Origin of the sequence: Paenibacillus pasadenensis, from assembly GCF_023715725.1 — a bacterium.
Lineage (GTDB): Bacteria > Bacillota > Bacilli > Paenibacillales > Paenibacillaceae > Paenibacillus_O > Paenibacillus_O pasadenensis_A.
In genome coordinates this window covers 212113-227008 of sequence record NZ_JAMBOT010000005.1, presented here as the reverse complement: position 1 = coordinate 227008, position 14896 = coordinate 212113, and the positions used below count along the sequence as shown (strand labels likewise).

The window sequence follows — 14896 nt, the reverse complement described above, 5'->3', positions numbered from 1 at the left end:
TATTCGGTATAATGAAGTATATCGAAATGAACAGGAGATTTAAAATGAACCTGATTGGAAGAAACGACGCTTGCCATTGCGGAAGCGGAAAAAAGTATAAAAAATGCTGTCTGCAAAAGGATGAACAGCAAAGAAGAGATAACGTCATTCCTTTCCCAGGAGCCAAAAAAGCCCCGAAAAGCGAGTATACCCGGGAAAAGCTGCTGCAATCGATTCACACCGGCATGGAATGGAAATCGGACATTTATAAGGAAGTAGCGGCAACTTTCATTGAGGAAGTCTTCCAAAGCTATCCGCTTCATAACGAAATTTCACGTAAACTCGCCTCCGATATTTTAACGGATTGGAACCAGTATACAGCGAATGTTGAGCCGAACTTCCGGAAGCCTGGCGGGTATGCGGCGGCGCTTGAATACCTTTTTGCCAACAGCATCGAAGCTGAGGTGACGCAGCAAGAGCTGGCGAAAAAACACGATGTTTCCACGGGGACGCTGGGACGCAGCTTGAACCAATTTTATGACTATGTAGAGGAAAACGGCGCATTGGAGACAGTTCCGCAAGCAGGTGGCGCCGCTTCCTCCGTCGCCGTATCGATGCGGGAGAGCGAGGAGCAGATGCGGCTCATCCACGAGCTGCTGGCGCAGCAAAATTTTGAGACGGCTGAGCAAGCGCAATCGTTCGTGAACAATTTGCTGCGTCAGGGACCTCCGAAGCTGAAGGCCAATACCGGAAGCCCAGCTCAACAAGCCCGCGAGCTGCTTATGGAGGCCGACCGCGAGACAAGCCCGGCCCGTCGGAAAAAGCTGGCTCAACAGGCCATCGCCTTGGATTCCGGCAATGCCGACGCTTACCTGCTGCTCTCCCAGGAAGCGAATACGCTTGAGGAATCGCTTCGCCTCGCCCAAACGGGCATGAGCGCGGCAGCGGACAGTCTTGGCGAGGTTTATTTTAAAGAGAATACCGGCCATTTCTGGGGTCTGATTGAAACGCGTCCATTTATGCGCATCAAATTTGCCTATGCGCGTCTGCTGCAAGCGGCGGACAACGAAGCTGCGGCAGCCGGTCAATATGAAGAACTGCTCCAGCTATGTCCAAACGACAATTTGGGCGCTCGTTACGAGCTGCTGGCTATTTATTTAAATCAGGGCGAGCTGGAGCCTGCGCAGCGCCTGCTTGAAGAGCATCAGGAAGAGGCTTCGACTGTTATGGTATACGACCGGCTGGTGCTCGAATACCTTTTGAACGGCGAAAGCCGGGAGCTGGGTATCCTGGCCGATGCGGCCCGGAAGGCGAATCGGTTTGTGCCCGTGTATGTAACCGGCCAAAAGAAGCTGTCCCGAATCCGCAACGACTACGTTTCTCCTGGAGACGAAGGCGAGGCAGAGGAATATGCGTACAGCCATCGGCAGCTGTGGGCCAAGCCTGAGCTGGACGGGTTGAAAGTGTTGCTGACAAAAAGATAGGCGTCTCGCCATGAAAAAAGGACCTGTTCCGCTGTAATCACAGCGAAGCAGGTCTTTTCATGCTTCAGGCTATTGTGTGCAGGTGATGCCCTACTCCACGTTAAAGTCAAAATAACGCTTTGGATAAGGCTCTTTTTCCAGCGTGTAATGCCACCATTCCTTGCTGTACGCTTCAAAGCCGCTGCGCTCCATCGCCCGCTTCAGCACCGATCTTGCCAGCGCCTGTTCCTTGCCGATTTTTTTCGTGCCGTGGCTGGAAATGTCTCCGAAGAAATCATATGGAGAGCCCATATCAACCTCTTTGCCGGTTTTCAGGCTGTACAGCGTCAGATCCACCGTGCTGCCGCGCGAATGGCCGGAGCGCGAGGAAATATAACCAAGCTTGAACGTTTTGGACTTGTCCACCTGCGGGTAAAACTCTTTTTTCATCTTCTGGTCCTTCGGGTCCTTCGACCAGGCGACAAACTGCTGCACCGCCTTGGCCGGACGGTAGGCGTCGAATATTTTCAGCCCGTAGCCTTTGAGCGCGAGCCATTGCTGCACTTCCTTCAACGCGGCTGCAGCCTGTTTCGTCATGATCGCCAGCGGAGCATTGTACCCGTTAATTTTGCGCCCGACAAAGTTATGCTCGCCGAAGTACCGAATCTCGTATTGAGCATTCGGAATGACCTCGTCCAAATAAACAAAGCCGGACGGCAGCTTGTTCTTTTTCTGAACCGGCTGCGGTTTCGGCGAGGGAGACGGCTTAACCGGCGGCTGAGGCGAGACGGAAGGTTTCAATGTTGCGGAAGGCTGCGCCGTTGAGGAAGTCAGCGCTGCCGGAACGTTGCTTGGTGCCGAGGATTCGGGCAACTCCTGGCTCGCAGATGGCTTGTTTTCTGCTGCTTGAGTTGTTATATCCGCTGTGTCTGAATTGTTTGTGCGGCTACCGTCTGCTTGCCCGCCTGTCTCCGCTGCGCCGCAGCCCGTTAATAGAATAAGAGACAGCGGGAGGAGTACGGCGCTTTGAGTTAGGTATCTGCGCATCGGTTAAGACCTCCTTGGGTGCAAGTAAGTTCTTTTAGTATACCCTTAACCTTAGCGGGAGGAAAAATTGAAAAAGAAGAATTATCTGGAGCGCCGCCCCTTGGCCTTACCCGACAGCTTATTAACGCCAACGCCTCCGCTGCCTCCGCCAACCGCCTGCTGCTGCTTGGTTCTCGGGCTGTCGATAGCCGAGTTGGTGCCTCCCGTGCTGTACTTGCCTGCGCCGCTGGCAACCTGGGTTGCGGAAGCTTGACCGTCGCGCCGCACTAACTTCACGACCTGATCGTTAACAACAATTATCGCTTCTTTGCCTCTTGCGGATCGGCCTCCGTTTGTTCTGTTGCCTTTGGCTTTGCGCAGCTGCCCTTTATTCATTGCTTTTCCGCCAGCGCCGATGCTTTCCTGCTGAAACGTATCGGGAGAAGCGATAGCGGCGTTGCTGCCCGCTGCGCTGCTTTTTCCTGCGCCGCTCGCAATTTGCGTTGTGTTGGGAGCATTTGTGAATTGCCGGTTGTACACAACTACGACACGCTGCATGTCTTTTAGCGGAACTTTGGACACGATGCGGCTTCCCGGCTTTTTAATAACAACAATAAGCTCTAGCCCTTGACGGCTCACTTCTACCATTCCTCTCCATCTTTACAATCTAGTGTATCGTATGAAAGGCAGAAGGAAGTTGTACGGGCGTTTATAATAATTGAACATCAGCGTCCAAAGAAAATCAAAGTATGGATTAACAATAAAATGTTAGACTGAGAAAATTAGTATTAGAGGCAGCTAACGCTTCATTAAGCTAACGGGCAGGCTAATTTAACACAACTTTGATTTAAAGGCAGGAAGTTTAAACAGAAAGACAAATTGGGTTTTACAGATACAATTTTGAAGGAAGAGGTGCTCACAATTCGAATTCATATCATTGGGGGCTCAGGGAGCGGCAAATCTTATGTCGCGTCTTTATTGAGCGGAAAGCTCGGCATCCCGCATTATGATCTAGACGATATTTTCTGGCATAATCAGTCGAACGAATACGGAGTCAAAGCACCGGAAGAAGAGCGGGACCGTCAGCTCAAAGAGATCATCGGTTTCGATTCATGGATCGTTGAAGGTGTGTACAGATCGTGGGTTGAGCCGAGCTTTGCCGCCGCGGATAAGATCGTCGTTTTAATGACAACTTTACCCGTTCAGGAAGAACGAATATGGAGGCGCTATGAAGAGCGCATTACAGGGATCGATCCAAGCAAGAAGCGCGAGACATTAGAAGGTATCCACAATTTGTTGACATGGAATAAAGACTACAATTTGATAAAGCTGCCTGATTTGATCAGCCGATGGGAATATAAAGACAAAATGATTCTCGTTCACAACAACCTGGATCTTCTTGAACTTGAATTAATATGAATTCGAGCTCTCGTTATTAAACTAACGGGAAACGTTAGTTTAAGGCCAACAGAGGCAGTCTAAGACTTTATTTATCAAGTCTTGGTCTGCCTCTGCTTTTATTTATTAAATTAATAAACCGCGCTAAATCAACGACTCCCATCTAATACTTTATTTCGCAAGGTTCCCGGCCGGGGATGAGTCTAAAACCTTTTTTCTAACTACAAATGGTTACGAGTTTGCTTCGCTAACCAGGCGTGCAAGTCCGGGTTATTGTATGTTTCATACATGACCTGATGGTCGTGTTTAAGTCCCGTATAATAAGTAGCCTTCACCTTTCCGCCAGCTATTGTTAATGCCTCGACCATTTCCTCTGTTCCGGAGCAAGAGACAACATCGTCGTCTACACAGTGGAAGGCCCATACTGGCATGTCCATTAACGTACGGGCTCGGTCTGGATCGTACCATCCTGACAGCGGGACGGCCGCTGCAAAAAGTCCGGGCATTTTCGAAGCGTAATGCCACGCCCCGTTGCCCCCCATGCTAAACCCCGTTACGTAAATTCGTTTGGAATCGACCCTGTACTTCGTTACCGTTTCATCCACCAAAGCCATAACGGTATCAAATTCCGTGATCCAATCCGAATCGGCCGGACATTGCGGCGTAAGGACGATATACGGGAATTCCTGGTTGTTTTCCGCAATCCGGTTCATACCGTACCCGTCTAACTTATGAATATCCTCGCCGCGTTTTTTTGCCCCGTGAAGAAATAAGAACAACGGATAGTTGCTGTCATCGTGGACGAGATAGTCATGCGGCAGAAACAGCTGAAAGTTTAATTGTGTTTGCTGCGGCGAACTTTGTATGCAATTCTCAACCGGCATTTTTAAAACCTCCGTCCGCGTTCGGTTAATTAAACCTTATTTATTGACAATGCTCTCTACATCTGTTCGGAGCAATCCGTAGTATCTCAAATCCTCGTAAACGTCTCCCTTCCGTATATGATGGCGCAAAATACCTTCAAACCTCATTCCGATATTCTCCATTACTTTGTACGACGCCGGGTTGCGAGTCATCGCCGCGGCATATAACCGGTTCAGCTCCAGCTCGTCAAACGCAAACTGAACGGCGCGCGCCGCCGCTTCCGTGCAGTATCCCTTGCTCCAGTAAGGCTTGCCGACCCAATAACCAAGCTCCGCCATGTTATGGGTTTTGTTCACATGCAGCCCGACTGCTCCGAGAAATGCGCCCGTTTCAGCAAGGGTGATCGCAAAAGTGAACCCGTCTCCTTGCTCCGCCGCCTCCCGTCTTCTGGCGATAAACGCAGCTGCCGAGCCTGGGGGATAAGGATGCGGCATGTTCAGCGTTGTGTCGGCCACTTCCCTGTCTCCAGCCAATGTTTCAATAGACTCGGCGTCCTCGGGCAAAAGCAGTCGCAAGGTCAATCTCTCCGTTTGCAGCGTCAAGTCCATGTCATTCCCTCCGTCTCGAGTTGTTGCGCGGCTAAATGCAAAAAGCCCCCTCCCGTTAGGGACGGAGACTCTCCGCTAAATCAACTTTAATGGGCATACAGGATAAAATTAGAGTTACTATATATGAAAAGGGATAAATTGTAAATAAAAATTTCCTTCACCGCACAGCCGTCCGCAGCTCTGCCCCGTCCCTTCGGCCCTGCTCAATCCATTTTACGGCGCACTCCAATTCCTTGGCGTCCGGCTCGCGGTAGCCCTCCAGCGTGTACTCCCGTCCAAGCTGCTGCCACTTAAAAACGCCCATCCGGTGATACGGCAGCACCTCTACCTTTTCCACCTTTCGCAGACTGGACAAGAATCTGCCCAAACCTAGCAGATCGGCGGCGTTGTCCGTCAGCCCGGGCACCAGTACCCGCCGCACCCACATCGGAATGCCAAGCTGGGACAGATGTCTTGCAAAAGCAAGGATGCGCCCGTTCGGCTGCGTCGTCAGCCGCCGATGCCCTTCGGAGTCCATATATTTTAAGTCCAGCAGCACTAAATCCGTAACCGCGAGCAGCGGCGCCGCATGATGGATATCGCAAAAACCCGAGGAGTCGAGAGCGGTATGCAGACCCCAGCGCTCCTTGCAGGCCTGGAACAGCTTTGCCACAAATGGCGCCTGCAGCGTCGGCTCGCCGCCCGTTACCGTAACGCCTCCGCCGGAGCTTCTGTAATAATCTACGTACGGCTCAATCTCCGCCAAAATCTCCTCTACGGTATAAGGCTTGCCCGCAGCCGTATCCCATGAATCGGGGTTATGACAGTAGCGGCATTGAAGCGCGCAGCCCTGCATGAATAAAACAAAACGTATACCCGGCCCGTCAACCGTGCCGAACGTTTCGAGAGAGTGGATTCTCCCAGTATGCATGACGGCTCCCTCCCTCTCTCTATATTGTTGTTGATATATGGAATTTTCCAGTGACTTGGTTTTGGCGGGCTTTATCCCTGCACTCTGGCGAAATAAGTCCACTAATTTTGCGTTGAAAGCTCTGTTTTGGATTGAATAGGGCCAAAAAGGGGCTTATTTGTGTTGAATTTTTCAAATCCGGTTCATTTAAGACCAATAACGGGCTTATTTGCGCCTAAATCGATGAAATGGCCTTCAATAAGACCAAAAAGGGACTTATTTGCGCCTAAATTGATGAATTGGCCATCAATAAGACCAAAAAGGGACTTATTTGTGCTGGATCCTCACAATCCGATTGATTTAAGACCAAACGGACTTATACCGCTTATATTATTGAAATGGCCTATATCAAGCCCAAGAAATCGTCTTTGTCTTTCGCGAAAATTGCACTTTAAGTGTCCATCGCACATAGGGTTCCGGGTTCCTTCCCGCTTGAACATGCCAGGCGAGTCCACCCACTCTCCCTCCCAAGAAGGGATTTCTTGGGAGAGGAGCGGGCGAGCTTGCATCAAGCGGAGGCGGCAGAAGGCCCTGGAGAAGCGCAGCGGGTATGTGCGGCTAACCCAATTTCACTCGGCCTAACTGTCACACCGATCCATGGAAAGTCCGGTTAATTACATCCAACTGCTGCTCCCTCGTCAGCTTGATAAAGTTCACCGCATACCCCGACACGCGAATCGTCAGCTGCGGATACTGCTCGGGATGCTCCATCGCATCCATAAGCTGCTCGCGGTTGAACACGTTGATGTTCAGGTGGTGACCGCCTTTCAAGCTGTAACCGTCCAGCAGTGAGACGAGGTTGCGCACGCGAGAATCAGCTTCTTTGCCAAGCGCTTTTGGAATAATGGAAAAGGTATTCGAAATTCCGTCCTGGCTGCTGTCATACGGAAGCTTGGCAACCGAGTTGAGCGAGGCGAGCGCGCCTTTGCGATCGCGGCCGTGCATCGGGTTGGCTCCCGGCGCAAACGGCTCGCCCGCTTTGCGGCCGTCCGGCGTGCTGCCGGTTTTTTTGCCGTACACGACATTCGACGTAATGGTTAGCACCGACTGGGTATGCACCGCGCCGCGATACGTCTCATGCTGCTTGAGCTTGTTCATGAAACGCTCCGTCAGCTCTACGGCGATGCGGTCAACGCGATCATCGTTGTTGCCGTATTGCGGGAACTCTCCCTCAATTTCAAAGTCCACCGCCAAGCCCCGCTCATCGCGGACCGGACGCACCTTGGCGTACTTGATTGCGCTGAGCGAGTCCGCTACTACCGACAATCCGGCGATGCCGCAGGCCATCCTGCGTACGATGTCGGTGTCGTGCAGCGCCATTTCAATGCGCTCGTAGCAGTATTTATCATGCATATAGTGAATAACGTTCAACGTGTTCATGTACAGCTCCGCCAGCCAATCCAGCATACCGTTGTACCGCGCCAGCACTTCCTTGTAGTCCAGCACCTCGGACGTGATCGGCGCGTATGCCGGTCCGATCTGCTCGCCCAGCTTTTCGTCGACGCCGCCATTGATCGCATACAATAAAGCTTTGGCAAGGTTCGCCCGCGCTCCGAAAAACTGCATCTGTTTCCCGATGCGCATCGCCGACACGCAGCAGGCAATGCCGTAATCGTCGCCGTACAACGGCCGCATGACGTCGTCATTTTCATATTGGATCGAGCTCGTATCTATGGATACTTTGGCGCAGTATTCCTTAAAGCCTTTCGGCAGACGATTGGACCAAAGCACCGTCAAGTTCGGCTCGGGAGCTGGTCCCAGGTTATATAGCGTGTGCAAAAAACGGAAGCTGGATTTGGTGACGCGCGAACGTCCGTCCAGTCCCATTCCGCCAATCGATTCCGTCACCCAGGTCGGGTCGCCGCTGAACAGCTCGTTGTAGTCCGGCGTACGCAGGAATTTAACAAGCCGCAGCTTCATGACGAGATGGTCGATCAGCTCCTGCGCCTCGGCCTCGGTGAGCCTTCCTTCCTGCAAATCACGCTCGATGTAAATGTCCAGGAAGCTGGAGATGCGCCCGATGCTCATCGCCGCGCCGTTCTGTTCTTTAATGGCAGCAAGGTAGGCAAAATAAAGCCACTGCACCGCTTCCTGCGCCGACGCCGCAGGCTGCGACAAATCATAACCGTACGAAGCGGCCATAGTCTTCAGCTCCGCCAGCGCGCGAATCTGCTCCGACAGCTCCTCGCGAGCCCGGATTAGGCTCTCCGACATAACGCCGGTTTCGCGCTGCTTGAGGTCTTCCTTTTTGGCGGCAATTAAGCGGTCAACGCCGTATAGAGCGACGCGGCGGTAATCGCCGATAATGCGGCCCCGGCCGTAAGCGTCCGGCAGGCCGGTGATAATTCCGGCTTTGCGGGCCAGGCGCATTTCCGACGTGTAGGCGTCGAACACGCCCTGGTTATGCGTTTTGCGGATGTCGGTGAACAGCTTCACCATCTCGTCTTGGGCCTTGTAGCCGTAGGCTTCGCAGGCGTCCACGACCATGCGGATGCCGCCAAGCGGCTGCACGGAGCGCTTGAGCGGAGCGTCCGTTTGCAGGCCGACAATTTGCTCCAGCTCTTGGTCAATGTACCCGGGAGCATGGGAGGTAATCGTCGAGACGATGTCCGTCGACACGTCCAGCACGCCTCCGTTTTGGCGCTCGCGGCGCATCAGCTCCAGCACGTTGTCCCACAGCTTGCGGGTCGCCCCCGTCGGCTCCGCCAAAAATGCCTCGTCCCCGACGTAAGGGCTGATGTTCGCTCCGATGAAATCGTTGACATCGATGTGCCGCTGCCATTTGCCGGACCGGAAGCCTCTCCAGGCATCGCGGCCTACAGCCGTCCCGCGCAGTTCTTTTTCGTTAATCGCCATGTTGATGAACCTCCTCCTTCTTCTTGATTTAGACACGTAGGGCGAAAGGAGTGGGCCGCCTTAAAGCGGCGAGCCCTCTCGCTTCGCTCCGTAAGGGCGATTGACGCCCCTATTCCAGCCACTTTGCCCGCAAACTCACTCCGTAAGGGCGTTTGACGCCCTTAACACCGCCCGTTTACCCGCAAACCCGCTCCGTAAGGGCGTTTGACGACCTTAACACGGCCCGTTTACCCGCAAACTCACTCCGTAAGGGCGTTTGACGACCTTACCACCGCCCGTTTACCCGCAAACCCGCTCCGTAAGGGCGTTTAACGACCTTACCACGGCCCGTTTACCCGCAAACCCGCTCCGTAAGGGCGTCTGACGCCCTAAACAGCCCCCTTACTAAAACCGACCGTAAAAAGCGTTCCGGTAAACATCCGCCAGCTCCGTCACGAGCGGCATACGCGGGTTCGCGGTTGTGCATTGGTCCTCAAAAGCGCGGTCGGCAAGACCGTCGACGCGGGCTTCAAAATCCTTTTCGTCGAATCCAAGCGCCTGGAACGACTCCGGTATGCCGAGCGAGCGGTTCAATCCGCGCACCGCTTCGATCAGGCTGTTCACGCCCTCCTCTGTCGTGCGGGCCGGCAGCCCGAGCAGCCGGGCGATGTCCGCGTAACGTTTGTCAGCGACAAAATGGTCGTATTTCGGAAACGCGGCAAACTTGGTCGGAGCCGAAGCGTTGTACCGGATGACATGCGGCATTAAAATCGCGTTGGTCCGACCGTGCGCCGTATGATATTGACCGCCCCATTTATGCGCCAGGCTGTGGTTAATGCCGAGGAACGCGTTGGCAAACGCCATGCCCGCAATCGTCGAGGCGTTGTGCATTTTCTCCCGGGCGCGCGGGTCGGCTCCATGATAAGAGGCCTCCAAATGTTCGAACACGAGCTGAATTGCCTTGAGCGCCAAACCGTCGGTATAGTCATTCGCCATGACCGACACATAGGCTTCGATTGCATGCGTCAGAACGTCCATCCCTGTGTCGGCAACCGCCGTTTTGGGCAGCGTGTAAACGTAATCCGGGTCGACGATGGCGACATCCGGCGTCAGCTCGTAATCGGCGAGCGGATATTTCGTATTGCCTTTGTTTTTGTCCGTGATGACCGCAAACGAGGTAACCTCCGAGCCGGTGCCCGACGTAGTCGGAATCGCAACAAACTGGGCTTTCTGGCCAAGGCGCGGGTATTTGTAAATGCGCTTGCGGATGTCCATGAACTTCATTTTCAGCGAGTCAAAGCTGGTGTCCGGGTACTCGTAAAAGAGCCACATCGCCTTCGCCGCATCCATCGGGGAGCCGCCGCCGAGCGCGATGATGCAGTCCGGCTTAAACGCCGCCAGCATACGGGTGCCGCGCTCCACCGTGTCCACCGAAGGATCGGGCTCCACATCGGAAAAGATCTCGATGGCAACCGGAAGCCGGCGCTTGCGCAGGTAGTACTCGACCTTTTCGACGTAACCAAGCTTCACCATCGCTTCGTCTGTAATAATCGCCACGCGGCTTATATCCGGCATCTTCTCCAGGTACTGCGTCGCTCCGCGTTCGAAATAGATTTTCGGCGGAATTTTGAACCACTGCATATTGTTCGTACGAGTCGCCACCCGTTTGATATTAATCAGATTCACCGCCGACACGTTGTTCGTCGTGGAGTTGCTGCCGTACGAGCCGCAGCCGAGCGTCAGGGAAGGCAGGTTCGTATTGTAAATGTCGCCGATCGCGCCATGCGTCGAAGGGGAGTTGACGATGATGCGGCCCGTTTGCAGTCTTGTCGAGAATGCCGCAATAACGCTCTGGTCCTGCGAATGAATAACCGACGAGTGCCCCATGCCGCCAAAAGCGACAACCTGAGCGGCGCGCTCAATGCCGTCCTGCGCCGATTTAACCTTGTAACAAGCGAGCACAGGGCTGAGCTTTTCCGCCGATAGCGGATATTTTGCGCCGACTCCGTCCAGCTCGGCGACGAGCACCTTCGTATCGGCAGGCACGGTAATTCCGGCCATTTCGGCAATGCGAACGGCGGACTGCCCGACGATAACCGCATTGACCGCACATTTGTCGGTGTTGATGACCAGCTTGGAAACGGCGGCTTTTTCGTCCTCGTTCAAGAAATAACAGCCCTTCTGAATCATCAGCCGCTTTGCTTCGTTGTAGATCGGCTCATCCAGAATGACCGACTGCTCCGAGGCGCAAATCATGCCGTTGTCAAACGTTTTGGACAGAATCAGATCGGTTACTGCCTGCTCCAAGTTCGCGGTGCGCTCGATGAAACACGGCACGTTGCCCGGCCCTACGCCAAGCGCCGGCTTGCCGGTGCTGTACGCCGATTTGACCATCGCGGAGCCGCCGGTGGCGAGCACAAGCGCAATGTCCTTATGGTTGATCAGCAGCTGGGTCGCTTCAACGGACGGATGCTCGATCCACTGGATGCAGTGCTCCGGCGCTCCTGCGGCGACGGCGGCCAGCAGCAGCGTGCGCGCCGCTTCCACGCTGGATTTTTGAGCCGATGGGTGGAAGGCAAAAATGATCGGGTTGCGCGTTTTAGCGGCGATCAGCGCTTTAAACATGGTCGTAGAGGTCGGATTAGTGACCGGTGTAATGCCGGCAATAATGCCGACCGGCTCCGCTACTTTGCGGTAGCTTTCAAATGTGTTCTCCTCGATCACGCCGACAGTTTTTTCATTTTTAATGCTGTGATACACATATTCCGTGGCGAAAATGTTCTTTGTAATTTTGTCCTCGTACACGCCGCGTCCGGTTTCCTCTACCGCCAGCTTGGCGAGCAGCATATGTTTGTCGAGTCCGGCCAGCGCCATCGCCTGCACGATTGCATCAACCTGCTCCTGGTCTAATTCCATGTATGCCGCCTGGGCCTTGCGGCCTCTTGCAGCCAGCCGGGCTATTTCTTCCTGCGCGGATACTGCCGTTTGCTGAGCTTTCTCCTTCATCGCCATGCTCTCCTGCCTCCTGTTCGGCCCCGCCTTGGCGGCAGGGCCTTTTTTATTTGCATCATTAGTGGCGGGCTTCATTTCTGCCTAGCCATCCGCCGCCTCCGGCTGCCCCGTTCCGGCCTTCGCCCCTTGCGTTCCACCACTGCTTTACGTAGGGCTTCAGCAGGCCGTCAAGGCCGAACCTTCCGGCATTAGCGCCGGCCAGGAAAATGATGAAGCCGATCAGCAGCAGCCACGGGTTCGTGCTCACCGTTCCGGCGAACAGGAACAGGAAGTTCAGCATCATAGCGAAGAAGGTTGCGGTCAGCGTCAATCCGCCGACGATGAGTCCAAGGCCGATCAGAAATTCGCCGACCGGGATGAGGAAGTTGATCAGCTTCACGTTTGGCAGCGCAATGTGTTCAATGAACCAGGTGTAGGTCGGGAACAGCACCTCCTGCGTTGCCCGGTCAGCTACCGGTTTGGCGACGGCGTTTTGCAGGAATCCTCCCGCGTCGAAGCCGCCCGTCATTTTTTGCCAGCCATGGGTCATCCAGTCCCATCCGACATACAGCCTCAGCAGCAAAATTGCAGCTGCTGCCCATTTATTTTCCCGGAACCATTTGGCGACCATATCGGTCAACCCCTTTCGTATGTTGGCTCGTTGCTCTCATCCGGCCCTTGTCTTTTATAATCTTCCTTGCTCCTTCATTATGGGGCCGAAGCGATGCAACGGATGTGCGGTTTGTCACGTTTCCCAAGTTTAATTGTGAATAAATTCACTTACTTATCCAAACTAAAAATCGTACCGGTTGGACTGATCCTGCAGCTGCTGCATGATCTCCTCTTCTTCCAACATGCGGTTTTTCAGAACCGCGTACGCCTGCAGCAAATAGGAAGTCAGCCTGCGCGCCTCCGCCGGGTCGAGCGGTCCGTTGATACGGCCGAGCTGCTCCGTGAACCGGTCCAGCATTTTATCCGCTAATACATATTCATGATCGATATGCGCAAAAAGCTCCGGCTCCTCGCCCCAATACCACGCTGCATAGGGCAGGAATTCCGTCTCTACCCATTTTGTATGTTCCTGCCAGTCCTCTTGCAGCTGAAGCACCTGGCTCGTCAGCTTGCGGAATTCCCCATGCAGCCGGGACGGCTCCTGCACTTGGCGGACGGAGCAGGTTTGCCTGACCAGCTCCTGCAGCTCGAATTGCAGCCGTTCATGTTCGCGGGCCGCCCGCTCAACTGCCGTGTCCGCCGCCTGTACCGGCTCCGGCTCCTGTCTTTTTTCCAACGGGACTATGGTTGTCATTTAACACCAGCCTCCTCTGTTTCATGGCTTAAGTGTAACCGGAGGTTGGCAATATGTATGTGAAAAATATCACATTTAAATACTTTTACGTAAGGCACGCTCTGCTCACGCTCCGCAGCAGTGACTTATGATGCATGCCGCCGCTTCAAAAGAACTAAAAATCTCCCGAGTCCCAGTTCCCTATTCATCCAAATAATTGAATCGGGACCAAATAATCACTCCATTGGGTTCTAGATAATAATTCCAAGTAAACGTATCTTTAACAGTAAGCTTATCTATCCGTTCTACCAGCTTGCTAAAGAATGAAGGAGTGTTATGCGTGAGTAGAAGAAGAAAAAAACGAAAACAGAGACTTTACTTGAGCATCGGCGCTGTTTGCTTGCTGGTTTTATTGCTAGGCAGCGGATTTGTTCTGGCCGAAAGGAACCAAACTCAGCGGAGTCAAGCTATCGTTCATAACGATACGCCAATTACGTTTGACAACTCCAAAAACGTTTACGATAAAATGAAAGACAAAGATGTCATTCGTTATTTAATTATCGGAGATAGTATTGGGCAAAGCGACGGCGCCGCAGTTGATTCCAAATGGTTCAATCAATTAAGTTTGAAGCTCCAGACAAATCATGAAATAATCGCCTTTCCTTACCGGGTCACAACTCCGGGAGCTACAGTTTTTAACGGCTGGTATGACTTTAACGCCCGGGTCGTCGAAGACCGGATTGACCTGGTGTTTATCGTGTTCGGTCAGAATGATCAAGGCAGCATGTCGGAGGAGCAGTACGGGGCTGTATATGAAAAGCTCATTCGCGATATTAATCAGAAATATCCTCAGGCCGAAATTCTCCCTTTAATTGAAAGCAGCATAAAAACGGACAAATTTCCAAATGTAATCTTTAAGCTTGCCAAACATTACGGTATGACAGTTATTGATACGAGAGTTGCCTTTAAAAACTCCAATAAACCATACGATTCACTAACTAACGACGGCGTACACCCAAACAACGAAGGATATACTTATTATGCGAATCAAATTTATAAAACAATTACAAGCAAACAAACCGTTACAATCAATACGGAAAAGGATCCTCTATATTCTGAATCCGTTCACTACAATAAACCAACGGCTATAGCCGCAACAACCTTAGAAGAATTTAAATCCAAAAAACAAAAAGAGGTTAAAATTACCTTTACAGGAAAACTTGTTGGACTCTCTGTGAATAAAAATGAGTCAGGCGGAAAATTCAAAGTATTCCTTGACGGCAAACTCATCAGAGAGTTAAGTTCATACAACAAGTTCCCCGTTAACCACAAGATGCTACTTGCCGACAACTTGACCGAAGGCGAACATACCCTTGTCATCCAGCCGTCTGAGGATCCCGTTAAAAGCTCCAAAATAATTGATATTAAAGGAATTATCGTTTCCGAAAGCTAAGCAGCTATCCTAAACAATAACCCCCGGCAGACGACTGCCAGGGGT

12 protein-coding genes are annotated in these 14896 nt (G+C 52.7%); 3 read left to right on the top strand and 9 right to left on the bottom strand.

The window, feature by feature from the left end:
• The first annotated feature begins 44 nt into the window (after positions 1-44).
• Complete coding sequence (locus tag M3223_RS14735) at positions 45-1463, top strand: SEC-C metal-binding domain-containing protein (RefSeq protein WP_251562741.1); 1419 nt, start codon at positions 45-47, stop codon at positions 1461-1463.
• A gap of 90 nt (positions 1464-1553) precedes the next feature.
• Here M3223_RS14735 and M3223_RS14730 read toward each other — a convergent pair whose 3' ends face one another.
• Both M3223_RS14730 and M3223_RS14725 read right to left on the bottom strand, forming a co-directional pair.
• The gene (locus tag M3223_RS14730) at positions 1554-2489 is read right to left on the bottom strand and encodes a M15 family metallopeptidase (protein WP_251562740.1); all 936 of its coding nucleotides are present in this window, start codon (positions 2487-2489) and stop codon (positions 1554-1556) included.
• A gap of 81 nt (positions 2490-2570) precedes the next feature.
• The gene (locus M3223_RS14725; RefSeq protein WP_251562738.1) at positions 2571-3116 is read right to left on the bottom strand and encodes a hypothetical protein; all 546 of its coding nucleotides are present in this window, start codon (positions 3114-3116) and stop codon (positions 2571-2573) included.
• A gap of 231 nt (positions 3117-3347) precedes the next feature.
• On the opposite strand from M3223_RS14725, the gene M3223_RS14720 reads away from it, so the two are divergent.
• The gene (locus tag M3223_RS14720; RefSeq protein ID WP_251562736.1) at positions 3348-3887 is read left to right on the top strand and encodes a hypothetical protein; all 540 of its coding nucleotides are present in this window, start codon (positions 3348-3350) and stop codon (positions 3885-3887) included.
• A 200-nt stretch (positions 3888-4087) separates the two neighbouring features.
• On the opposite strand, the gene M3223_RS14715 is transcribed toward M3223_RS14720, so the two are convergent.
• The 7 genes from M3223_RS14715 to M3223_RS14685 all read right to left on the bottom strand — a co-directional run bounded on the left by M3223_RS14715 (position 4088) and on the right by M3223_RS14685 (position 13419).
• Positions 4088-4750 (bottom strand): alpha/beta hydrolase-fold protein, encoded by a 663-nt coding sequence (locus tag M3223_RS14715; protein ID WP_251562733.1) that lies wholly within the window; start codon positions 4748-4750, stop codon positions 4088-4090.
• A gap of 36 nt (positions 4751-4786) precedes the next feature.
• The gene (locus tag M3223_RS14710) at positions 4787-5338 is read right to left on the bottom strand and encodes a GNAT family N-acetyltransferase (protein ID WP_251562731.1); all 552 of its coding nucleotides are present in this window, start codon (positions 5336-5338) and stop codon (positions 4787-4789) included.
• 157 nt (positions 5339-5495) lie between these two features.
• Positions 5496-6248, bottom strand: coding sequence for a pyruvate formate-lyase-activating protein (pflA, locus tag M3223_RS14705; protein WP_251562729.1), 753 nt, complete (start codon positions 6246-6248; stop codon positions 5496-5498).
• A 624-nt stretch (positions 6249-6872) separates the two neighbouring features.
• Positions 6873-9143 (bottom strand): formate C-acetyltransferase, encoded by a 2271-nt coding sequence (pflB, locus tag M3223_RS14700; RefSeq protein WP_251562727.1) that lies wholly within the window; start codon positions 9141-9143, stop codon positions 6873-6875.
• A 384-nt stretch (positions 9144-9527) separates the two neighbouring features.
• Entirely contained in the window at positions 9528-12134 is a 2607-nt protein-coding gene (adhE, locus tag M3223_RS14695; protein WP_251562725.1) for a bifunctional acetaldehyde-CoA/alcohol dehydrogenase, read from the bottom strand.
• 58 nt (positions 12135-12192) lie between these two features.
• A complete protein-coding gene (locus tag M3223_RS14690) occupies positions 12193-12744 on the bottom strand; it encodes a DoxX family membrane protein (RefSeq protein WP_251562723.1) in 552 nt (183 codons plus the stop codon).
• A gap of 162 nt (positions 12745-12906) precedes the next feature.
• Positions 12907-13419, bottom strand: a complete 513-nt coding sequence (locus M3223_RS14685; RefSeq protein ID WP_251562722.1) for a hypothetical protein — start codon at positions 13417-13419, stop codon at positions 12907-12909.
• Between the two features lie 319 nt (positions 13420-13738).
• Here M3223_RS14685 and M3223_RS14680 point away from each other — a divergent pair, with 319 nt between their 5' ends.
• Positions 13739-14851, top strand: coding sequence for a GDSL-type esterase/lipase family protein (locus M3223_RS14680; protein WP_251562721.1), 1113 nt, complete (start codon positions 13739-13741; stop codon positions 14849-14851).
• Positions 14852-14896: the final 45 nt, after the last annotated feature.